18 protein-coding genes are annotated in these 22,504 nt (G+C 65.8%); all 18 read right to left on the bottom strand.

The genetic code is table 11. From position 1 onward, the window contains the following. Positions 1 to 40: 40 nt before the first annotated feature. Complete coding sequence (locus C7A17_RS25660) at positions 41 to 868, bottom strand: 5'-nucleotidase, lipoprotein e(P4) family (protein WP_106742186.1); 828 nt, start codon at positions 866 to 868, stop codon at positions 41 to 43. A gap of 10 nt (positions 869 to 878) precedes the next feature. Then, positions 879 to 3,026: a TonB-dependent siderophore receptor gene (locus C7A17_RS25665; protein WP_106742188.1), complete on the bottom strand. Its 2,148-nt coding sequence runs from the start codon at positions 3,024 to 3,026 to the stop codon at positions 879 to 881. A 103-nt stretch (positions 3,027 to 3,129) separates the two neighbouring features. Further along, positions 3,130 to 4,005 (bottom strand): sulfurtransferase, encoded by an 876-nt coding sequence (locus tag C7A17_RS25670; protein ID WP_106742191.1) that lies wholly within the window; start codon positions 4,003 to 4,005, stop codon positions 3,130 to 3,132. 8 nt (positions 4,006 to 4,013) lie between these two features. Next, positions 4,014 to 5,165 carry a phosphotransferase enzyme family protein gene (locus C7A17_RS25675; RefSeq protein ID WP_106742193.1) on the bottom strand — a complete coding sequence of 384 codons (1,152 nt, stop codon included), beginning with the start codon at positions 5,163 to 5,165 and terminating at the stop codon, positions 4,014 to 4,016. Continuing rightward, positions 5,162 to 6,082, bottom strand: coding sequence for an ABC transporter substrate-binding protein (locus tag C7A17_RS25680; protein ID WP_106742195.1), 921 nt, complete (start codon positions 6,080 to 6,082; stop codon positions 5,162 to 5,164). Before C7A17_RS25680 ends, C7A17_RS25675 begins: the two co-directional genes overlap by 4 nt. 325 nt (positions 6,083 to 6,407) lie before the next feature. Then, a complete protein-coding gene (locus C7A17_RS25685; RefSeq protein WP_199796376.1) occupies positions 6,408 to 6,863 on the bottom strand; it encodes an AAA family ATPase in 456 nt (151 codons plus the stop codon). Positions 6,864 to 6,868: 5 nt separating this feature from the next. After that, on the bottom strand, positions 6,869 to 7,876 hold the full coding sequence (locus C7A17_RS25690) for an aldo/keto reductase (RefSeq protein ID WP_106742200.1): 1,008 nt from the start codon (positions 7,874 to 7,876) through the stop codon (positions 6,869 to 6,871). Between the two features lie 32 nt (positions 7,877 to 7,908). After that, positions 7,909 to 9,741, bottom strand: coding sequence for an ABC transporter ATP-binding protein (locus tag C7A17_RS25695; protein ID WP_106742203.1), 1,833 nt, complete (start codon positions 9,739 to 9,741; stop codon positions 7,909 to 7,911). A gap of 35 nt (positions 9,742 to 9,776) precedes the next feature. Then, positions 9,777 to 10,322, bottom strand: coding sequence for a GNAT family N-acetyltransferase (locus tag C7A17_RS25700; RefSeq protein WP_234035858.1), 546 nt, complete (start codon positions 10,320 to 10,322; stop codon positions 9,777 to 9,779). A gap of 297 nt (positions 10,323 to 10,619) precedes the next feature. Further along, the gene (locus tag C7A17_RS25705; protein ID WP_106743188.1) at positions 10,620 to 11,951 is read right to left on the bottom strand and encodes an MFS transporter; all 1,332 of its coding nucleotides are present in this window, start codon (positions 11,949 to 11,951) and stop codon (positions 10,620 to 10,622) included. Between the two features lie 97 nt (positions 11,952 to 12,048). Next, complete coding sequence (locus tag C7A17_RS25710) at positions 12,049 to 13,251, bottom strand: acyl-CoA dehydrogenase family protein (protein WP_106742206.1); 1,203 nt, start codon at positions 13,249 to 13,251, stop codon at positions 12,049 to 12,051. A gap of 129 nt (positions 13,252 to 13,380) precedes the next feature. Further along, entirely contained in the window at positions 13,381 to 15,039 is a 1,659-nt protein-coding gene (locus tag C7A17_RS25715; RefSeq protein ID WP_106742208.1) for a dipeptide ABC transporter ATP-binding protein, read from the bottom strand. Next, on the bottom strand, positions 15,036 to 15,920 hold the full coding sequence (locus C7A17_RS25720; RefSeq protein ID WP_106742211.1) for an ABC transporter permease: 885 nt from the start codon (positions 15,918 to 15,920) through the stop codon (positions 15,036 to 15,038). Before C7A17_RS25720 ends, C7A17_RS25715 begins: the two co-directional genes overlap by 4 nt. 19 nt (positions 15,921 to 15,939) lie before the next feature. Beyond that, positions 15,940 to 16,995, bottom strand: coding sequence for an NADP(H)-dependent aldo-keto reductase (locus tag C7A17_RS25725; RefSeq protein WP_106742214.1), 1,056 nt, complete (start codon positions 16,993 to 16,995; stop codon positions 15,940 to 15,942). A gap of 70 nt (positions 16,996 to 17,065) precedes the next feature. Continuing rightward, positions 17,066 to 18,412, bottom strand: coding sequence for an LLM class flavin-dependent oxidoreductase (locus C7A17_RS25730; RefSeq protein ID WP_106742216.1), 1,347 nt, complete (start codon positions 18,410 to 18,412; stop codon positions 17,066 to 17,068). Further along, entirely contained in the window at positions 18,409 to 19,803 is a 1,395-nt protein-coding gene (locus C7A17_RS25735) for an acyl-CoA dehydrogenase family protein (RefSeq protein WP_106742218.1), read from the bottom strand. The genes C7A17_RS25730 and C7A17_RS25735 overlap by 4 nt, the downstream gene beginning before the upstream one ends. Before the next feature lie 2 nt (positions 19,804 to 19,805). After that, the gene (locus C7A17_RS25740) at positions 19,806 to 20,738 is read right to left on the bottom strand and encodes an ABC transporter permease (RefSeq protein ID WP_106742221.1); all 933 of its coding nucleotides are present in this window, start codon (positions 20,736 to 20,738) and stop codon (positions 19,806 to 19,808) included. Then, entirely contained in the window at positions 20,735 to 22,492 is a 1,758-nt protein-coding gene (locus tag C7A17_RS25745; protein ID WP_106742224.1) for an ABC transporter substrate-binding protein, read from the bottom strand. The genes C7A17_RS25740 and C7A17_RS25745 overlap by 4 nt, the downstream gene beginning before the upstream one ends. Positions 22,493 to 22,504: the final 12 nt, after the last annotated feature.

Below are 22,504 nucleotides of genomic sequence, written 5' to 3' on the forward strand. Positions count from 1 at the left end.
GTGCCCCTTTGCAAATGGCCGTGGATAGTTGCGTTCGGGGTCATTGTCGCGGCTCCAGAACCTGATGTTTGAGTGCCCGCTTGCGAGCCGGTGGCAGCTCTTCACGATCCTCGTATGGCGCGCTGTACCAGGCCCCGTAGGTAGGGTTGGGCAGCAGGAACCAGCGCTCTCCCAGCCAGCTCAGGTAGGGTGCCGCCGCCTGATCCTGCGCTGCGCGCTGATTGGCACTGGCTGCGACCAGGTCGCCGAAACTGTCACCTACCAGCATCAGCACGCGAGCGCGCTGACCAACCCACTGGCGCCGGCAGGTCTTGTCCGAACCCTCGGCCTGGCAGCCGCCCACCGCAGTGCCCGCGGTGAGAATCTGCTCGACGTTGGCAATCGGAAAGCCCTCGCGCCGCAGGTTGGCCAGGGTCGCCTGCTCCTGCCCTGGCTCACGGTTAGTCAGGTAGTAAACCGTCACGCCAAGCGCATCCGCCCGCGCCAGGAACGCCTGGGCGCCCGGCAAGGCCGGCGCCTCGCCACGTTCCACCCAACGCATCCAGGCCGGGTAGTCGTAAGGCGCATTGGCCACGACCATCCGGGCGTTGAGCGAGGTGTTGTCCAGCAACGTCTCGTCGATATCGACAATCAGCGCTGGCGGCAAACCCTGCAAATCACGCGGGGGCTGCGGTAGAGCATCCCACTGCGGATCGGCTAGCGCCGTCGGTAACTGCCGCGTGGCGCTAGCGAATACCTGTTGATAGATCAGGTCGTGCTCGATGGCGGTTTGGCTCCACAGCACGGCGTCGAGCTGGTCGTTGGCCGGCGGGTGCTGCTGGCAGGCCGCCAACAGCACGCTCAGAAAAATCACACTTGGAATACGCATCGCGCGCTCCTCAGAAGTTCACGGTGGCAGCCAGGCGAGCGGTACGCGGAGCCCCCTGGAACAGGTAGCCGTCGCCCATGAACTCGCCGACATCGCGCCAGTAACGCTTATCGAAGAGGTTGTCCACGCTGAGCCGGAATACCGTCTCGTAGCCTTCGAAGCGCATGGTGTAGCGGCCACCCAGATCGAACACGGCATAGTCCTCGACCTTCACCTGGCCAGCGTGATTGGCGTACTTGCTGCCGCTGTACTGCACGCCGCCGAGCAGCGCCAGGCCGTCAACGCCAGGTACGCGGTAGTCGAAGGACAGGCTGCCGCGCAGCTTCGGCACGTTGATCGCCTGATGCCCCTCGTACGCTTCGGTGCCGCTGCCGGTGACCCGTGCGCGAATCGCCGCAGCGCTGGCCGAGAGCTGCAGGCGATCGGTCAACCAACCGCTGGCCGACACTTCCAGGCCGGTGTTCTGCTGTTCGCCCTGTGCCACAAAGGTGAAGGTGCCATCGTCGTTCGGCCGCGTGTACTGGTGGTCTCGCTCGATGCGGAACAGCGCAACGCTGGCGCTGGCGCGCTGCCAGTCGCGCTTGATGCCCAGTTCCAGCTGGCGCGACTCGGTCGGTGGCAGGATCTGGTCGGCGTTGCTGGCGAACCAGGACGCCTCGCCACCCAGCGACAGGCCCTTGCTGTAGCGGGTGTAGAGGGAGATGTCCTCGCGGGGCTTGTAGATCAGCGCCACGTTGGGTAGGAACTCGGTGCGCTGGGTATGGCGCGTCACCGCGCCTTGGTCGTCGTAGGTTTCTTCGTCCAGGCGTACCAGGCGCCCGCCGAGCACGGTTTGCCACTGTTCGTTGAAGCTGATCCGATCGTTGAAGAACAGGCCGTACTGGCGACTGTCGAGACGCCGGTACTTGTCACCCAGCGGCACGCTGGTCGGCTCGAAGTCGACCGCCGGCTGATAGATGTTGCCAGTACCGATCCATTCGTTGACCGAGCTGCGTCGTTCGACGATACGGCGCAGGGCGCTGCTGCCAACTGTCATCTGGTGCTGCAGGGTGCCGGTCTGGAAGCGGCCGCTAAGAGCGACCTCCAGCTCGTCATTCCAGCGCGTGTCGTCAGGGCTGCGGTAGTCGGAAACGTCGTAGTCACCCTCGGCGCTGAAGTAGTTCGCCACGTCCTGACCAGCGCAGCTGGCGGCGCCGTAGCAACCCCAGGCGAAGGTGCTGTAGTCGTCGATCACCACGTGACTGCGGGCTGCGCTTACCGAGCCGACCCAGGCATCGCTGAAGCGGTACTCGAAGCGGCCGTTGGCGTTGAGCGAGTCGATGGTTACCGGCTTGGCCCAGCTCTGATGGGCGAGCTTGTCCTTAGGGTCGATGCCACGCGGTATCTTGCTGCCGCCCAGCAGCTGGTAGCCGGGCACCGAGGTCTGCTCGCGCTGCTGATATTCCACATCTAGCTGCAGCAGGGCATTGGGGCTGATGTTCCAGTCGAATGCCAGGGAGAGGAAGTCGCGCTTGCCATCGGAATGATCGACGTAGGAGCGAATGTCCTCGTGGGCCAGGTTGGCGCGCAGGCCGAACTGCCGCTCGCTGCCGAACCAGCCGCCGACGTCGGTGGCGATATAGCGCTCGCCCTGCTCGTTGGTGGAGACCGTCACCGAGCGCACATCATCAGGGCGTTTGGTCACGTAGTTGACCAGCCCACCAGGCTCGGAAACCCCGCTCTGCAGGCCGGCCAGGCCTTTGAGCAGCTCGACCTGCTGCTTGTTCTCCAGCGCCACGTTCTGCTCGCCGGTGATGGTGCGGCCATTGATCTTGTAGCTGCTCGCGGCATTGAGTGAGAAACCACGAACCACGAAGTTCTCGTAGTAGCCGACGGGTGCGTAGCTGTCGCCTACCGAGGCGTCATTCTTCAGCACCTCGCTGAGCAGCTTGGCCTGCTGGTCTTCCAGCATCTGCTGAGTGACCACCGAGATCGAGGCGGGCGTATCGCGCAGCGGCGCGTCATCGCCGCCGACGGCGGCGTGCTTGGCCTGGTAACTATCGGCTCGCTCGCCCGTGACAGTGACGGCATCGAGCTGGGTAGCCTCATTGGCCCAGACCAGCGAAGGACTCAGCGCCAGGGCCAGCAGGCTGAAGGTGAAACGGTTGCGGTACTGCATGAGCGAACTCCTTGATGGCTACATGCGCCAGGGCGGCCGGACATGGGGCGACCGCACCTGTGCTGGACGAGCCTGCGACTAAAAGGCTAATTGGCCAGAGGCCTCAGGCCGGAGCTGCTCCGGTGGTCATTGGTAAACAGTGGTCGGCAGCCCATTCCTGCAACGAACCGTCATAGATCGCGACCGGCACACGCCCCAACAGGGTCAGCGCCAATGCGGTGGCGGCGGCAGAAATGCCCCCACCGCAATACAGAATCAGTGGCCGCGGATCGTCCAGCAGCACAGCCCCCAATACCTCGGCCAATTGCGCTGGCGGCAGGTACCGGCCGCCTGCATCGAACAGACTGCGGGCCGGCCGGCATAGGCTGCCGGGGATATGCCCGCGGCGGGCATAGCGCGTCACCGCCTGGCCGTCGAACAACGCCTGCGACAGCGCACAGACCAGCAGGCCCGGCGCCCTGCCCTCGACCACGGCAAGCACCTGTTCGCGGTCGACCCATAAGTGACTATCGAGCTGCAGCTCGGGCACTGGCGACGAAGGCAGCGGCGCCACGTCTCCACTTTCGACGGGCAGCCCGGCGGCCAGCCAGGCCTTGAGGCCGCCATCGAGCACGCGCGCGGTGATACCCAGGCTGCGCAGCAGCCACCACAGGCGTGCGGCCCAGAATCCATCGTGACGGTCATAGACCACGACATGCTGCGCACCGAACAGGCCCAGGCAAGCCAGGGACGGCCCCAGCCGTTCAGGTGCAGCCAGCGCGAAGCTGAACGCAGCCTCCGGGTCGCTCAGCTCGTCCAGCAGATCGGCGTGGCGTGACGCCGGCAGATGCTGGGCGAGCCAGGGCCGATAGCCACTCTCGACGCGGTAATCGCCATCGTGTCGGGCGGCATGCAGCTCGACGCTGGCGTCGAGGATCAACAGCCCCTGGCTGCCGAGAAGCCCGGCCAGTTCTGCTGCGCTGATAAGGGGATGAGCCATGCCGCCTCCTACGCGCGTTGCCGGGCCAGCGCCCGCAGGTGATCGAGCAGGCGCACGCCTTCGGCGCGGCGGAACCACTCGGTATGGCCGATCAGAAACGCGTGGTAGGCGACATCGGCGCTGGCACGCGAGCCGACGATGCCGTGGAAGTAGGCGATCTCGCTCAGGGCGAAATCCACATGCAGCACCGGCAACAAGGCGACCAGGGTGAGCAGGTCGTCGCGGCTCAGCGGGCGCACGCTGGCGTAGCCTGCCAGCAGGGCATCCACGCCATCGAGATCGGCGGCGGCACGACCGCCATGGTCGAGTTCCAGCCAGGGCACACAGTTGCGCTCCAATGCCGTGGCCAGGTCGAACAGCGCGAAGGTACGATCGCTGAGACCGAAGTCGAGCACGCTGGCCACCTCGGCCGTGGCGCTGTCGTCGCGCCACAACAGGTTGGAAGCGTGCCAGTCGTTGTGCGTCCACAGCGCCTGTTGCTGCGCCAGGCGCGGCAGCAATTCGCGATGGAACGGCAGATGCAATTCCTGCAGGGTGCGCTGCCAGTCCTGCGCCGCCAGGTAATCGGCCAGCGCCGGTTGCGCGCGCACCGCCCCGCTGATGGCGGCCAGCGGATCGTGCTGGGCGAACAGGTGCAGGTTGGCCAGCAGCACGGGCGTGGCGCGCCGCGGCACCTCGAATCCCTCGGCTGCGCGGTGCAGAGCGGCCAGCGCCTGGCCGGCAGAGTGCGCGTGGCCGGTGCTGAGAAATGGCGTCCAGGACAGGGCGTCGCGGTAGAGGTCGTGGCCAGGCGCTGCCGGTAGCACCTCATAAGTCCAGTCACCAAGTGTCAGGACGGTCGAACCGGTGCTGCCGCGCAGCGGCTTCACCACCGATGCACCGCGCTCAGCCAGGTGCTCGACGAAGCGATGCTCTTCCAGCAACCAGCTGGCCTCACGCACCCGCCGATGATGGCGCTTGATAAAGAATGCGCCCTGCGCGCAAACGACCCGCGCCGCGGCTGCGAAAGGTCGCGGGCTGTGCCAGTCGATGGACGATGCGCCCAACAGTTGCGGGAAGTACGCGAGCACCTGTTCGACATCCGCCTGCTGCAACGCTGGCCAATCGCTGCTCACCGGCTCCAGCCCGAGGCCATGGCCGATATGGGCGGCAGCGCTCATGGCCGCGCCCCGGACAGGTAAGCGTTGCTGGTCGCGCCGCGCCAGGCTTCGCCGTCGTCGAGCACACCGTGCTCGTGCAGCCAGCGGGCATAAGGGGCGATCAGCGCTTCGCGTTGCTCGCCCCAGCGGCCTTCGTGCAACCAGCTCGGGGCGATGGTACGCAGCGAGTTGCTGAGCAGTTCGCTGGGAAAATACGGCGTGCTGGCCTCATAGGCTTGCAGCGCACTTTGCGGGTCGGCCGCGGCAGCGAGGAAGCCGCGCTCGGTCACCGCGAGAAAATCCCGTACCTGCTGCGGGTTGTTGTCCACCCAGTGCTGGTGCGCACCCAGCAGGTAGCTGTGGTAGGCCGGCGCTCCGATTTCGTCGACCGGCCAGACCACCCGGCGCTCGGCGGCAATGGGGCTGTCCATCAAGGCTTCCCAGGCCCAGTAGCCGCCGAAGCTGGCATCGGCGATACCACTGGCCAGCTGCTCGGGGCGCAGTTCGCGCACGCCGCTGTCGACCAGGATCACCGCGTCAGGGTCGCCGCCATCCGCCGCGATCAGGTGGCGCACCATGGCCAGGCCGCGCGGCGTCGGATTGAGCGCCAGGCGCTTGCCTTGCAAGTCACGCGGCCGGTGGATATTGAAGTCGGTGAGGGTCTGGATCGACTCAAGGCCGCGATGATTGATCGCCGCCACGCCGATCAGCGGCTGCCCCTTGGCACGCCGCACCAACAGGCGGTTGCTGGGAAATACGGCGAACTGCACATCACCTCGCAGGAGGTGTTCGAGGCTGTCGCCGTGAAAGGGATCGGGCACACGAAGGTGAAGCTCGATCCCCGCCTCCTCATACCAGCCACGCTCGCGCGCCAGGTAAAAACCAGCCGAATTGGGCCAAGGGTGGAAGTACTCCAGGACAACCCGTACCGCGCTCATCGAATGCTCCAGTCAACAGGTGAAACTGGACGCGATTAGACGAGACGACTCCTGGTATATACCAATATCCTTTCCGGATATTGTTATTCCAAATGAAAATATTCAGAGCGACTCTAAGCTCGATTAGAAGTAACGAGCATGAAGGACAAAGAGTGGCGCTGTAAGTGCGCCACGTGCCTTGACAGCCGCCCTGAAGGGCGCGAGCACAACGCATCCAGCTGTCACAGGCGTTCAGCGCACCGGCAGGGTAGTAGCCGTCGATGATCCCTCAGCAGTAAAGCTACCTGCCGTATTGGCCCCTGCCAGCCGGAGCATGTGCCCAGGCTCATGCCTGCGCCGCAACCTGCACGACAGACGCGAAGCCCTCTTCCACATGAGGTGGCTCCAACAGGGTGAAGACACTGCGCAACGCGACCTCCGGTACCACCTTGTCCGGTGTGCGCAAGGCGTTGCGGGCAAGTGCCTGCTCCAGGCTCGCCTGGACGAATACGGCGATCACCGACACGCCCTTCGCCTGGGCCATCGCCAGCAGGCGCTGGCGGTGCTGTCGGGCCGGCAATGCCGCATCGAAGAACACCGCGTCGTGCTCCAGTTCACCAATATGGCGGGCGATCCAGCTCGACTTGCCCGCACCCTGTACGCCCATTACCAGGTAGAGCGTGCTGGCAGCCGTCAACAGCGTGTCGATTGCCGCATAGGCCTGCTCCCAGGCCTGGCGGTTGCGCTCGGTGGTAAACACCCGCCCTTCAGGCGTTTCCAGATAGTCGTCGGGATTGACCACGCGCCTCATCGCAACGGTCGGCCGGAAACGAAGTGCGTCGGGTCGTTGTAGCCCGGTGTGGAGGCATGCCCCGGCGTCACCAGCGAGTCGACGAAGGCTTCGTCCTCGGCGGTGATGCGAACGTCCAGCGCCTTGATGTAGGTGGCCCAATGTGCCTCGGTGCGCGGCCCGACGATGGCCGAGGGAACCGCTGCGTTGTTCAGCACCCAGGCGATGGCGAACTCCACCACGCCGACACCACGCTGCTCGGCGTACTGCTTGACCTGCTGGGCGATCTGCAGCGACTCGTCACGCCACTCGGTCTCGAGAATGCGCTTGTCATTGCGCCCTGCCCGGCTGTCGCCGTCTGGGGTCACGCCCGGCTGGTACTTGCCGCTGAGTACACCACGCGCCAGCGGGCTGTAGGGCACCACGCCGAGGCCGTGGAAGGCGGCGGCGGTGATCTGCTCAACCTCGGCCTGGCGGTTGACCAGGTTGTACAGCGGCTGGCTGACGATGGGTTTGGCCACGCCCAGTCGCTCGGCGACGTTGGCGATCTCGGCGATGCGCCACCCCCTGTAGTTGGATACGCCCCAGTAGCGGATCTTGCCCTGGCGCAGCAAGTCGCCGATGGCCGACACGCTTTCCTCCAGCGGGGTTAGCTGATCCTCGCGGTGCAGGTAGTAGATGTCCAGGTAATCGGTGCCCAGGCGGCGCAGGCTGGCATCGATGGAGCGCAGGATGTGCTTGCGGCTCAGGCCATTGCGGTTGGCGCGGCCATCGGCCTGCCCCATGCCGACCTTGGAGGCCAGCACCCAGTCGTCGCGGCGGGCAGCAATGGCCTGGCCGACGATCTCCTCGGAGCGCCCGGCGTTGTAGACGTCGGCGGTGTCGATGAAGTTGATGCCCTGATCGAAGGCGGTATCGATGATCCGCCGCGACACCTCGGCGTCGGTCTGCCCACCGAACATCATGCTGCCCAGGGTCAGGGGTGAAACCTGCAGGCCGCTACGGCCCAGGGAACGGTGACTCATGGCTGTCTCCTGTAGAAAGGTGGGGGAGAAACTCAGACCGCCTCGGCGGCCTCTTCGTTGAACATGCCGTCCGACTGGCGGCTCCATAGGCGGTAGTAGTAACCGCGCTTCTTCAGCAACTCCCGATGGCTGCCATCCTCGACGACCCGGCCCTTGTCGAACACCAGGATACGGTCGAGGTGAGCAACGGTGGACAAGCGGTGAGCCACGACGATCACCGTCTTGCCCTCCATGATCTCGTCCAGCTTGTCCTGGATGAAGCGCTCGGTGATCGAATCCAGACTCGAGGTAGCCTCGTCCATCACCAGGATCGGCGCGTTCTTCAGCAGCACGCGGGCAATGGCGATGCGCTGCCGCTGGCCGCCGGACAGCTTCACCCCACGCTCGCCGACCAGCGAATCGTAGCCCTTGTCCATCGACTCGATGAAGGCGCTGGCACCGGCGCGATGAATTGCCGCCGCCAGTTCGTCCTGGGAGGCATCCAGCCGACCGTAGTGGATGTTCTCGCGGATGCTGCGGTGGAACAGCCCCGGCTCCTGCGGGATCAGGCCGATCTGCTGGTGCAATGAATGTTGGGTGACCTCACGCACATCGGTGCCATCGATCAGCACCTGGCCGCCGTTCACGTCATACAGACGCAACAACAGGTTGAGCAGCGTCGACTTGCCGGAACCGGACGAGCCGACCAGCCCAACCCGCTGTCCGGCCGGGATGACCAGGTCGAGTTGCTCGAAAATCGGCTTGTCCGGCGCATAGCCGAACGTCACGTTGCGAAACTCCACCCGCCCCTGACTCACTTCCAGCTTTCCGGCACCTGGCTTGTCCACCACTTCATGCGGGCGGATCAGCGTGCGCACGCCGTTGGCGATGTTGCCGGTGGCCTCGAAGAACTCCAGAAAGCGCCGCGACAGGCTGGCCACATCATTGATGATCAGCAGCGACAGGCTGGTGGACATGACAAAAGTGGCGATACTGATCTGTCCGCTGCGCCACAGATACAGCGACAACAACAGCACGCCGATCTTCAGCGACATGCCCGACAGCGACTGGAACCAACGAATCTTCTCCATGTAGCCGAACGAGCGATAGGCCGCGCCCACCTCGCGCTCGAGAAAATCCCCCAGGTAGCCGTGCTCGTAGGAGTGACGGGCGAACAGGCGAATGTTGGTCAGGTTGGTCACCGCATCCACCACCTTGCCGGTGCTGGTGCTGCGCGCCGACGAGTACTGCTGCGCCAGCGGGTGGCTGCGCTTGGCCAGGTGATAGCAGATCAGGATGAACAGTACCGACCAGCCGAACATGAACGCGGCCAGCAGCGAAGAAGCTGTCCACAGCAGCAAGGTGGCCAGACTCAGCGTCACCACCAGCGGGATCAGGTCGAACAACAGGATGCTCAGGGTCTGGTTGACCCCCAGCGCCACCTCGGACACCCGATGCGCCAGCGCACCGGCAAACTCGCTGCTGACGAAGCGATGGGAATGCTGCTGCAGGTAGGCGAACACTGCATGGGTCACGGTGCGACGCTGCTGCGGCAACACGCGGATATGCACGCCGGTGGCGCCGCGGGTGAACAACACCTCCAGCAGCACCACCCCGGCGAACACCAGCACCGGCCATTGCAACACCACCAACGCCTGCTCGGCGCTCAATCCCTCGCTGACCAGCCGGGTGATCTGCCCCAGCCCCCAGGGCACCAGGATCGTACAGATCACCGCGGCAATCTGCAGCAGCAGGATGGCCAGGTACCAGGGCTGGTAGTGCCTGACGAAAAACAGCACGAACTGCAGCGGCGTATCCGGCAGGCTGCGAATGTTCCAGTCGAGCAAGGCGCTCGGAGGGCGAGGGTTGAAGCGGAAAACGCTCATGGCGCGGGTGTCCTTGCGGCAGATGGAGGGCGCAGTTACGCGCGAAGGGTGAGTGGCAGCGTGAAACGGGTCAGCGGCAGGGGTTCGCCGTTCTCCTCGAAGGTGCGTTGGCTGGTGGCATCGGCGTTGAAACCGGCGCGCTCATAGAAACGAATCGCACGGACATTACCGTCCAGCACCCAGGCGCTGGCAGCGCGATAGCCCGCCGCCTCCAGCCCTTGGCGCGCGGTATTCCAGAGGCGCGAGCCGATGCCCTGCCCCCAGGCCTCCTGCAACAGGTAGATGGCCATCAGCTCACCGGTGCCGGTCGCTACGTTCTGGTCACGGCTGGCACCGAAACAGCAGAAGCCCAACACGCGGCCGCCCTGCTCAGCCACCCGAATTCCTGGCTCGCCGGTGGCGATGGCCTGTTCGAAATAGACGGTACGGCGCTCCCGGTTCTGTTCCAGTCCGGCGAGAAACTCGGCCGACAGCAGCGTGCGGTAGGCCTCCTGCCAGCTGCGGATATTCACCTCGGCGATGGCGCGGGCATCCTCCTGCGTGGCGAGGCGGATCAGAACCTGGTCAGGAACGGCAGTCATGTGGGCAGGCCTTGTCTTTTACGGTCGAACAACCGTGGCCTACTGCCAAAGCAGGCTGTATGCCAACTTGCAAACGCAGGAAAACCGGGGCGTTGCGAGGTGCCACGAAGATTGACGAGCGACGGCCAGAAGACACTTTGCTGAATCGCTGTTCGCCGTAGGACAGTGCCGTGCACGGACAGCATTCGCCCTGCTCATCCGCACGGATACCAGACGCCGGTGACCGTAGGGTGCGCCGTGCGCACCGCCTTCGGCACCACCTCAAACGCTGGTGCGCACGGCGCACCCTACCGGGCTTCATCCGCCTGTCACCGCACTCCCCGCCTGGCGCCCCAGCCGGCGAAACAACACCCAGGAGCAGGCACATAGAACGCCGCACAGCAGCATGGTCAGGCTCAGGTCGGAGGCCTGGATTTCCGCGTGACCGCGCAGGTTCATGATCGCGCTGAGCAACACCGCCGCCAGCCCCACGGCCAGGCTCATGCTCAGTTGCATGGACATCGCCGACAGGCTGCTGGCGCGGCTGGTCAACTCGACTGGTACGTCGGAGAAGGTCAACGCCCCCAGGGTGCTGAACTGCAGCGAACGGATGATGCCGCCGACGTAAAGCAGCAGGACGATCAGCCAGTACGGTGTCTGCGCCTCGAAGATCGCGCACAGAGCGATGGAGAAACCGGCCAGTAGCGAGTTCCCCATCAGCGTGCGACGGAAGCCGAAGCGTTTGACGATGCGCACCGAGAGAAACTTGATGGTCAGCGCCCCCGCTCCACCCGCCAAGGTCAGCAGACCAGCCACCAGAGGGCTGAGGCCGAAGCCGACCTGGAACAGCAGCACCAGCAGAAACGGCTGCGACGCACTGCCCAGACGAAACAGGTTGCCAGCCCAGATCGCCGTGGCGAAGGTCGGCACGCGCAGCAGGCGCAGGTCGATCAGCGGGTGCGCCACACGCCTCGCATGACGCACGTAAAGCGCCGCGCTGACGCTACCCAGCACCAGCAGCACGATGATCCAGCGGCTCGGCAGCAGACCGTGACCAATGGCCTCGAAGGCGAATACCAGGCTGGCCAGGCCAATGCCGCTGAGCAGGAAACCGCGGCCATCGAGTTGCGCCTCGGGTTGCGCAGGGTAATCGGGAAGGTGCCGCAGGATCATCGCGATACCGAGCACACCAATGGGCAGGTTGATCAGGAAGATCCAGTGCCACGACAGCACGCTGACCAATAGACCACCCAACGGCGGGCCGAGTACCGGCCCGATCAACGCGGGAATCGACAGGAACGCCATGGCCTGCAACAGATGCTCCCGGCGCGACCAGCGCAGCAGGATCACCTGCCCCACCGGTACCATCATCGCCCCGGACGCCCCCTGCAGCAGGCGTGACAGCGAGAGCTGCAGCAACGAAGTGGAAGTCGCGCAGGCCAGCGAGCTGAGCATGAACAGCACGATGGCGGCGACGAACACCCGTCGTGGCCCGAAGCGATCCGCCGCCCAACCGCTGACCGGAACGAACAGCGCCACCGCAAGCAGATACAGCGACACCACCAGATTCATGCGCACCGTCGGCTCGCCGAACTCCACCGCCATCTGCGGCAAGGCGGTGAGCACAGCAGTGGCGTCGAGCAGCTCCATGAACAGCGCACAGCCGATGATCAGCGGGACGGTGCGCCTGAATGGCGTCGAGATGGGTTCGGCCTGGTTGACCTCCAGAGGTTCTCTGCAACCCACCTCAGAACAACCCGGAAGCCGGCGGCTGGGTACCCTTGAGCTGCCAGGCGCCGACCACTGCCGCCTTCCAGTGGCGCGGGTTGTGGTTGGCCACGGTGCGTGCGTTGCGCCAGTGCCGGTCGAGGTTGTGCGCGCGCCCGGTGGTCGAGGCGCCGCCGACGTCGAACAGCAGCTCGCCAGCCTTCAGCGCCGACTCCACCGCCAGGTACTGCGCCTGTGCCACGTCAATCGAGGCACGCGTGATCGCCTCCTGACTCAGCCCTTCGGCCCAGGCCGCGTCGATGCTTTCCGCGGCGCGCAGCACCAGCGCCTCGGCAGCGAAGGCACGGGCGGAGATTTCCCCCACCGAGTACTCCACGTAGGGATCGTCCACCGAGCGCGTGGCCGTGCTGTGCTTGATCGGTCGTGCGTGCTCACGGGCAAAATGCACCGCATCGTTCAGCGCATTGCGAGCGATACCCGCCTCTACCGCCGCCAGGAACAGCTGCAGGAACGGCGTGACGATGGAACGCTGGCCCTCTTCGCCCAGGCGCTGGCGTATCTCATGCGGATGCACGAGCACGTTGTGCAGGTGGGTGGTGCCGCTGGCGGTGAGGCGCTGGCCCATGGCGTCGAAATCGTCGACCAGCTCCAGCCCCTCGCGATCACGCGGCAGGATGAACGACACCGGCTGCTCGTTCTCGTCCAGCGCCACGGCACTGACCCAGTCGGCGTACAGCGAGCCGGTGCTGTAGTACTTGCTGCCATTGGCGCGGTAGTGCTCGCCTTCGCGCACGATGCGCGCGCTGATCGCGCCATTGGCGCCGCCGATCTCCCAGCCGGCGTTGCCGAACACTTCGCCGGCCAGGTAACGCGGGAACCAGCGCTCGCGCTCCGCCTCACTGCCACGTACCAGCAACCCCTCGATGAAGGAAAAGCTCGGACGCAGTGCCTGGGCGATATTGGAATCCACGGCGGCCAGGTCGACGACGAACTGCACCACCTCGCGCACGCTGGCGCCACTGCCACCGTAGGCCTGGGGAATGCGCCAGGTCAGCAGGCCATCGGCGGCCAGCTCACGGATCTGCTGTTGCGGCAGGAGGCGCTGGCGTTCGCGTTCGGCAACGCCCTCGGCAATCTTGCTCAGATGGCTCTCGGCACGACGTCGCAGGTCGGCGACGTCGAGGGTTTTGTTGACGCTGATGCTGCTGGCCTGAAGGCTCATATCGAATATCCCGATGCGGGGGGACTGCAGCGACGCGACGGTGCGCTGTGTCCCCGGACGTAGTTTCTTTCTCGTGCTCATACCCTGGCTCCGGCCAGTGCCTGAGCGATGGCGAACATCCCGAGCGGCTCAATGAGCAATCGCTTCGACACGAACGCCGCGCTCCTCATGGATGTACAGGAAGGGAATCGCTGCCAGCAGCGTGCGCGTGTAGGCATGCCGGGGCCGGGCGAACACCTCGCGCACCGGGCCGCTCTCCACCACCACACCGTCCTTCATCACCAGCACGCGGTCGCTGACCTGCTGCACCACGCCCAGGTCGTGGGAGATGAACAGGCAGGCCAGGCCCAGGCGCTGCTTGAGGTCGGCGAGCAACTGGAGAATCTGCGCCTGCACCGACACGTCCAGCGCCGATACCGGCTCGTCACACACCAGTACGTCCGGCTCGGCAGCCAGGGCGCGGGCGATGGCGATGCGCTGACGCATGCCGCCGGAGAGTTCGATAGGCCGTCTCGCCAACAGCGCCGGGTCGAGCTGCACCAGACGCAGCAATTCCTCGGCGCGCTGGCGACGCGGCTCGCCACGCGGCACACCGGCCACCGCCAGCGCTTCGTCCAGCACCCGTTGCACGGTGTAGCGCGGGTCGAACGAGCTCAGCGGATCCTGGAACACCACCTGGATGCGCTTGCGCTCCTCGCGCTGCTGCCCGGACGACAGCTCGCGCCAGGGGCGGCCGCGCAGCAAGACCTGGCCGCCATCGGGTTTTTCCAGCGCCAGCAGCATGCGCGTCAGGGTGGTCTTGCCCGAGCCGGACTCGCCGACGATGCCCAAGGTCTCACCGGCGCGCAGGGTGAATGAGGTCGGCATCACCACCGTGCGCGACTGTCCGTCGGGGCCGACGAAGCGCTTGCTCAACTCGCGCGCCTCGACCACCGTCTGCCGCTCGGCGAAGGCGTCGGCGTTGTCGCTGGTCAGTGCTGGGTCGCGCCGCACGTGCACCGCCGCCGCTGCGCGCAGCAGACTCTTGGTATAAGCCTCGCGCGGCGCGTAGAGCACCTGTTCGACCGGCCCCTGCTCGATGATCTCGCCATGGCGCATCACCGCCACGCGGTCGGCCAGGCGCGACACCACGGCCATGTCGTGGCTGACCACCAGCATCGCCCGTTCCTGACTGCGCAGCGAGATCAGCAGATCCATCACCTGCGCCTGCACCGTGGCATCGAGCGCAGTGGTTGGCTCGTCGGCGATCAGCAGATCCGGCTCGCAGGCGATGGCCGAAGCGATCAGCGCGCGCTGGCGCAAACCACCGGATAGCTGGTGCGGGTACTGGCGGGCACGCAGCTCCGGCTGCGGCACGCCAACCGCACGCAACAGCTCGATGATCCGCTCCTCGCGCTGCTCACGGGTCAGCTCAGTATGCAAACGCAGCGCCTCGTCGATCTCACGGCCAATCGGACGCAGCGGGTCGAGCGAACCGAGGGCATCCTGCATGACGAAGCCGATGCGCCCACCGCGGATACTCTGCCAATCACGTCCACGGCAAGTGAGCAGATCCTGCTCGTCGAAACGCAGGCGCGCCGCCTGTATCCGTGCGCCCTGCCCGGCCAGGCCGACCAGGGTACGCGAGGTAACGCTCTTGCCCGAGCCGGACTCGCCGACCAACGCCAGACACTCGCCCCGGTAGAGCTGGAAGGACACGCCCTTGACCACCGGCGCCGCGCCGGCAAAACCAACACGCAGGTCGCTGACGTCGATCAGCGGGGCGATGGGAGAAATCAGCGTGGTCATAGCGCCTTGCCCTCGCTGTGGCGCAACAGCGCGCGGCCCAGTGCGGTGATCGCCACCACGGTCAGGGTCACGGCGATGCCGGGCGCGGCCACCAGCCACCAGGCGTTGGCCAGGAAGTTGCGCCCCACGGAGAGCATCGCCCCCCACTCCGGCGCGGGTGGCGGCGCACCGAAGCCGAGGAAGCTCAGCGAGGCGCCGGCGGCGATGTTGCCGCCAACGCTGATGGTGGCGAGGATCAGGATCGGCTTGATCGCATTGGGCAGCACATGCCGCAGGATCACCAGCAGGCGCGACAGACCGAGCGTCAGCGCCGCCTCGACATAGGGCGCGCGGCGCACCACCAGGGTCTGCGCACGCACCATGCGGGCGAAACGCGGAATGCCGGCGATACCGATGGCGATCACCGCGTTGAGCATGCCCTGCCCCCAGAAGGTGATGATCAGCAGCGCCAGCAGCAGATCGGGAAAGGCCAGCAGCACGTCGATGAACCGCATGATCGCCGCGTCCAGCCAGCGGTGGCCAAGCCCGGCAGCCAGGCCCAGCAGCACGCCGCCGACCAGAGCGATGACGGTGGCCGCCACGCCCATCAGCAGCGACGCACGGGCGCCGTGCACCAGGCGCGCAAGCACATCGCGGCCGTTCTCGTCGGTACCCAGCCAGTGCGCCGCGCTCGGTGCACGGAAGGCATCGCGGGCGCTGGCAGCCAGCGGGTCGCTGTGCACCAGCCAGCTCGGCTCGATGCTGGCCAGCACCAGCAATGTCACGAACAACCCGGCCAGCAGCAATCCAGGGCGACGCAGCGCCGGCAGCGACCAGGCTGGCAAGCGCAGGCGCGCACTCGGACGCTCGGCGCCGAACACATCGGAAGAGGAAAGACTCATGACAGGCTTCTCCACGGTCTCAGGGCGCCGGGTTGGGCAGGCGGGCATGGATGGCACTGAGCGCCGTCAGCAATTCGTCATCGAGCGGCAACGCCAGGCTGTCCAGGTTCTCCTGCAACTGCGCCAGGCTGGTGGCGCCGCTCAGTGCGCTGGTAACGAATGGCCGACTGGTGACGAAGGCCAGCGCCAGCTGTGCCGGCGACAGATCGCGGCTGCGCGCCAGCTCGACGTATGCACGCACCGCACGCTGCGCCTCTGCACTGGCGTAGCGGGCGAAACGTCCATAGGGAGAACCCTCTGACAATCGCGCCCCCACTGGCTGCGCGCCGTCGAGGTACTTGCCGCTGAGCACGCCGAAAGCGATCGGCGAATAGGCCAGCAACCCGACGCCTTCGCGATGGCTGTACTCGGCCAGACCGACCTCGTACAGGCGGTTGAGCAGACTGTACGGATTCTGGATGCTGACGATGCGTGGCAAGCCCAGGCGTTCGGCAGCCTTGAGAAACTGCCCCACACCCCAGGGCGTCTCGTTGGACACGCCGATATGGCGGATCAACCCCTCCTTCACCAGCTCGGCGAGCGCCGCCAGCGTCTCTTCGATGGCCACGCTTTCTTCGTCATCGACCCAGGGATAGTCACGCAGGCCGAAGAAGTTGGTGCTGCGATCCGGCCAGTGCAGCTGGTAGAGGTCGAGGTAATCGGTCTGCAGGCGGTCGAGGCTGCCTTGCAATGCAGCGCGCAGGTTCTTCGCATCGTGGTGCGACTTGCCGTCACGAATGTGGTTCTGCGATGGCGTACGCGCCGGGCCGACCGCCTTGCTGGCCAGCACGATGTCCTGGCGGCGCTTGCTCCTGGCCAGCCAGGAGCCGATGAAACGCTCGGTGCTGCCCCAGGTGTCGGCACGGGTCGGCGTGGGGTACATCTCGGCGGTGTCCACCAGGTTGACGCCCTGGGACAGCGCATAGTCGAGTTGCTGGTGGGCGTCGGCTTCACTGTTCTGGTGACCCCAGGTCATGGTGCCGAGACCGATGACGCTGACCTGGATGCCACTGTTGCCGAGTGGGCGGTATTTCATGGATGTGTCTCACGCAATGGCGGTTGTTTGTGTAGGGCGGGTGCAACCCGCCCTACGAGTTCGTAATCGTTCAGGCCGAAACGGCCTGGTTGGTGCGCTCGTACTGGCTACGCGGGTGTGGCAAGCCCAGGTGGTCACGCAAGGTGCTGCCGGCGTACTCGTGGCGGAAAACGCCGCGTTTGCGCAGCAACGGCACCACTTCGTCGACGAACACCTCGACGCCGGAGGGGAACATGTCCGGCATGATGTTGAAGCCGTCGGCGGCGCCGGCCAGGAACCACTGCTCGAGGCTGTCGGCGACCTGCTCAGGGGTACCGACGATCAGCCGGTGGCCGACCAGAATGCGCCGTGACAGCTCACGCACGCTGAGCTTCTCGCGTCGCGCCAGGTTCAGTTGCGCTTCGAGGAAACCGTGCGAGCCCTTGAACTCGCTGACCGGGCCGATGCGCTGCCAGGGCAGCTCGGCGTCCAGGTCGAGTTCGTCCAGTGGAATGCCGATGCGAAAGGCAATCTGCTGGGCCAAGGTGCTCTCGCCCAGGTAAGCGTTGAGGCGGTCGAACCGCGCCTGGGCCTCGGCCTCGGTGCTACCGATAACGGTGGACAACCCCGGCATGATCTTCAGGTGCTCGGGGTTACGCCCCCAGGCCCGGGCACGATTCTTCATCTCCTGGTAGAACGCCAGACCGTCGGCCAGGGTGGTCTGGGTGGTGAAAATGGCGTCGGCGTAGCGCGAACCGAGCGTCTTGCCGCCTTCGGACGAGCCGGCCTGGACGATCACCGGGCGGCCCTGCGGCGAACGCGAGACATTCAACGGCCCGCGCACCGAGAAGTGCTGGCCGACGTGGTCGATGGTGTGAACCTTGGCCGGGTCGGCGAACACGCCACGGGCGGCATCGCCGACGATGGCATCGTCTTCCCAGCTGTCCCAGAGCTTCTGCACCACCTCGACGAACTCCTCGGCCCGCCCGTAGCGCTCGGCATGCAATGCGGAACCGGCCTGGCCGAAGTTCTGCGCAGCAGCGTCGTTGTAGGTGGTGACCACGTTCCAGGCCGCACGTCCACCGCTGAGGTGATCCACCGAGGCCAGGCGACGGGCCAGGTTGTAGGGGTCGTTGAAGGTGCTCGATGCGGTGGCGATCACGCCGATATGCCGCGTAGCCAGGGCGATGGCCGTCAGCAGTACGGTCGGCTCCAGCCGACCGGAAGGCTGGCGTGACACGTCACCGGCCAGCGCCGGGCCATCGGCGAGGAAGATCGCATCCAGGGTGCCGCGCTCGGAAACCCGGGCGATATGGGTGAAATAGTCGAGATCGGTCAAGGCACCGGCCGGTGCCTCGGCCTCGCGCCAGGCAGCCGAGTGGGCGCCGAAGCCGAGGATGTTCATGCCGATGCTCATCTGCCGCTTGCTGCTGCTCATGCCAGATCCCCCTCGTTGACTGCCGGTTGTACTGGCTGCTCCTTGTCCTTCGCCTTGGCTTCGGCGAAGCGCTCGGCCCAGGCTTTGCTCGGCACGGTGCCGTTGAGGTAGTAATCGCCCAGGTAGGCCTCGCGCAGGATCGCCGGGTTGTGCGACGCCAGGGTGCGCGCATTGCGCCAGTGCCGATCGAGGCGCCGCTCGCTGCTTGCAGCGGAGGCACCACCGACTTCGAACAACAGCGTGGTGGCCTCCAGCACCTGGCCGATCACCACCTGCTGCGCCTGGTACGTGCGTATATCGGCCTCGGCGTACTGCTCGGCCGTGGCCTGGCCAGCCAGGTAGGCGTGCCACAGCTCGTCCAGGCTGCGCGACACCTTCTCCACCACCGCCTCGCTGGCGAAGGCCAGGCTCGACAGGCGGCCGACCACCCGCTGCACCAGCGGGTCCTGCCGCGGGCTGGACTGCCCGGGAATGCCGAAGGTGCGCGTGCGCCCCTGGACGAAAGCGATGGCGTCGCGCTGCACGGCGCGGGCGATGCCGGCCAGGGTGGCCAGGTGTACCTGCTGGTAGAAGGCGCTGATGTAGGAGTCGGTTCTGCCCTCACCCAGCTTGAAGCGGCGGAAGATCTGCTCATCCCTGACCTCGACCCGCTCGAAACGGGTGGTGCCGCTGGCGGTCAGACGCTGGCCGAACCCGTCCCAGTCGTCCAGCCGGGTGACGCCGGGCGCCGTGGTCGGCACGGCAATGGCCACGTGCTCGTCGCCCTGGTTGGCCGACACGGCGATCCAGTCGGCATACAGGGTACCGGTACAGTAGTACTTCTCGCCGTCGAGCAGCCAGCGCCCGCCGTCTTCGGTCAGATTGACGCTGTTGCCGGTGGTTTCGGTGCGCTCGGCCATTGCCGCGCCGAACAGCTCACCCGCAACCACGCGCTGGAACCAGCGCGCGTTGCCCTGCTCGTCCTCGTCATTGAGGCGCCCCTCGACGAAACCGAAGTGTGCGCGGAAGATCTGCGGCAGGTTGGAATCGGCCTCGGCCAGGCGGCTGACCAGGCGGAACAGCTGCTCCAGGCTGGCGCCGAAGCCGCCGTGACGCTGCGGTACGCGCAGACGGCCAAAGCCGGCATCGCGCAGCCAGTCCACCGCGTCGTAAGGCAGCTCGCGATGCTGCTCACGGGCGATGGCGCCTTCGGCGATGCGCTCGAAGACAGGTTGGAAAATACTCAGCAGATGCGCATCGCTGGGCGATGCAGCCTGCTCGTCGAGCGCCGCGTGGGACGTATCGGCTTCGCTGAAGATCATCTCGGAGTCCTTGCTAATAGCGGAAAGTTGCAGTGATGACGACTCGTCAAACAAGGCACGCAAGTGGCTCAGGGCGGTCACGCTGTTCATGCTCATCGCGCGTTTACCCTGGGGTCTATCAGTGGCAGCAACAGGTCGACGACCAGGTTGACCACCACATAAATCAGCGCCGCCAGCAGGGTGATGCCCAACACCATGGGCACGTCCTTGCCGTTGGCGGCATCGAGCATCAGCCGGCCGACGCCCTGGCGGGCGAACAGGGTCTCGGTGATCACCGCACCGCCGAGCAGGCTGGCAAGGATGAAGCCGGACAGGGTCACCAGCGGGATCAGCGCATGGCGCAGGGCGTGACCGAGGCGCACGCCGGCCTCGGACAGGCCGCGCGCGCGGGCCATCATGATGAAAGGCTGTTCGAGGATGTCCTCCAGCTCCTGGCGCAGCACCTGGATCAGCACTGCGGCCACCGGCAGTGCCAGGGTCAGGGTCGGCAGTACCAGGGTGCGCCAGCCGCTGGAGCCGGTCGGCGGCAGCAGGCGCAGCTGGAAGGAGAACACCAGCAACAGGAGGATGCCGAGCACGAACGACGGCATCGACGACAGCACCAGCTCGGTACCCGACGACAGCGAAGCGACCCAGGGCTTGCGGCGCGCCGTCAGCACGGCGACGACGATAGCCAGCAGCACGGCCACCAGGGCCGCGAGGAAGGCCAGTTGCAGGGTGGCGCCGAGGTGTTCACCGATGGCGCGGGTGACCGGAATACGCAGGCGATAGGACTCGCCCAGATCACCCTGAGCCAGGCGCCCCAGGTACTGGCCGTACTGCACGATCAAGGGTTGATCGAGGCCGTACTCCTGGCGCACCTGCGCCAGCACCTCCGGCGTCGGCATGGCTTCCGGCCCACCGAGAATCGCCAGCGCCGGATCGCCACCGGTCAGATTCAGGCCGATGAACGTCAGCGTCGCCGCGCCCCACAGCACCAGCACGCCGGCCAGCAGGCGCCAGATGACTCGCCGCAGGATACTCATGGCCGCTCCTTGTCCAGCCAGACACTGGTGAAGAACGGCGTGTTGTGCGAGGTATCGAAGATCAGCCCTTTGACATAGGCCTGATGCGCGACGATGTGGTGGCTTTCATAGGAGGGCGCGGCGGGCACCAGTTCGGTCAGGCGCTGCTGCGCCTGCGAGTAGAGCTGCTGCAGGCGTTCGGGGTCGATGCTGCGCCGCGCTTCGCTGAGCAGGCGGTCGAGAGTCTCGTCACGCAGACGGCCGACGTTCTGCCCGAGCAGCTTGTCGGTGGGAATCGATGCGCTGTGGTAGAGCATGAACAGCCCGTCCGGGGTATTGCTGTGCCAGTAACCGCCCCCCAGCAGTTGATAGTCACCGGCGTAACGACGCTCGGTGGTCTGCACCAGCGGCAGCACGTCCAGCTCGATCTCCACGCCGGCCTTGCGCGCATCGGACTGGATCGCCACGGCCACGCTGCTGGGGAAAGCCGGGTTCTCGCTCATCAGCAGCTTCACACTAAAGCGCTGGCCATCCTTAATACGGATGCCATCGGCATCGCGCTCGCTCCAGCCGGCTTCGTCGAGCAAGCGGGCTGCAGCCTGTGGGTCGTACTTCAAGGCGTCGGTGAACGAGGGATCGTAGAAACGCGTATTGATCGCCAGATAATCGCTCTTGGTCTGGTACTCGCCGAAACCGATCACCCAGGCCAGGCCTTCGCGGTCGATGGCCTGGGTCAGCGCCTTGCGTACCCGCACGTCATCGAACGGGAAGCGCTCGGTATTGAAGGTCACACTGCGAAACGGATTGCCCTTGCGAATGCGGCTGTGCAGCACCAGTTCGGGATTGGCGCGGATCGCCGCAGCATTCTGCGTTGGCGCATCCAGGGTGAAATCATGCTGACCGGCCAGCAGCGAGCTGTAGCGAATCATCGACTCAGGCACGAAGGTCAACTCGATGCCCACGAGGTAGGCCGGCCCCTGGTGACGGGTGACGGGTGGCGCCCAGTTGTAGTCCTCGCGACGCGCGAAGCTGGCGCCCTGCTCACGGGTGTAGCTCTGCAGCACGAAGGGGCCGGTGCCGATCGGTTTCTCGGCGATGGATTTCGGGTCTTCGAGAATCTGCTTCGGCGAAATCATGCTCAACCAGGACTGCGCCAGCACGTCGAGAAAGGCCGAATAGGGTTCGCGCAACGTCGCTTCGAAGGTGTACTCGTCGACCACCCTGCCCTGCACGTAAGGCGCGATATAGGCCGCCGCCAGCGGCGACTTGGTGGCCGGGTCGCGCATGTGTTCGAGGTTGACCCGCACTGCTTCGGCATTGAATTTCGTGCCGTCGCTGAAGGTGACGTCATCACGCAGGTGGAAGGTGTAGACGGTGCCGTCCGCGGAGATGTCCCAGGACTTGGCCAGCCAGGGCGAAATGGCACCCTGCTCGTCCTGATAGACCAGGGCATCGTAGAGGATGCGCCCCAGCCACTGCACGTTGCCATGGGCGATGGAATGCACGTCGAAGGTGCCGGTATCCAGCGCCACCGAGGCACGCAGGGTGCCGCCCGGTTTGCCGGGCACCTGCTCGTGATAATCGCTGGCCGGGTAGCTGAGCACACCATCGACCACCTGTGCTGCTGGTGCAGGCTCGGCCGTGGCGGAGGCACTCGGCGGCTCCTCGCTGGGCGAGCAGCCGGCCAGCAGCCACAAGCTGCCCAGCACGATGGCGAGCCAGGCCCTGACGCTGACAGCCCGCTTGCCTGGAACTTCGCGTGTGTTTCGTTGCATGACGCAATTTCC

It is taken from the genome of Pseudomonas mendocina (genome assembly GCF_003008615.1).
In the GTDB taxonomy this organism is placed as follows: domain Bacteria; phylum Pseudomonadota; class Gammaproteobacteria; order Pseudomonadales; family Pseudomonadaceae; genus Aquipseudomonas; species Aquipseudomonas mendocina_C.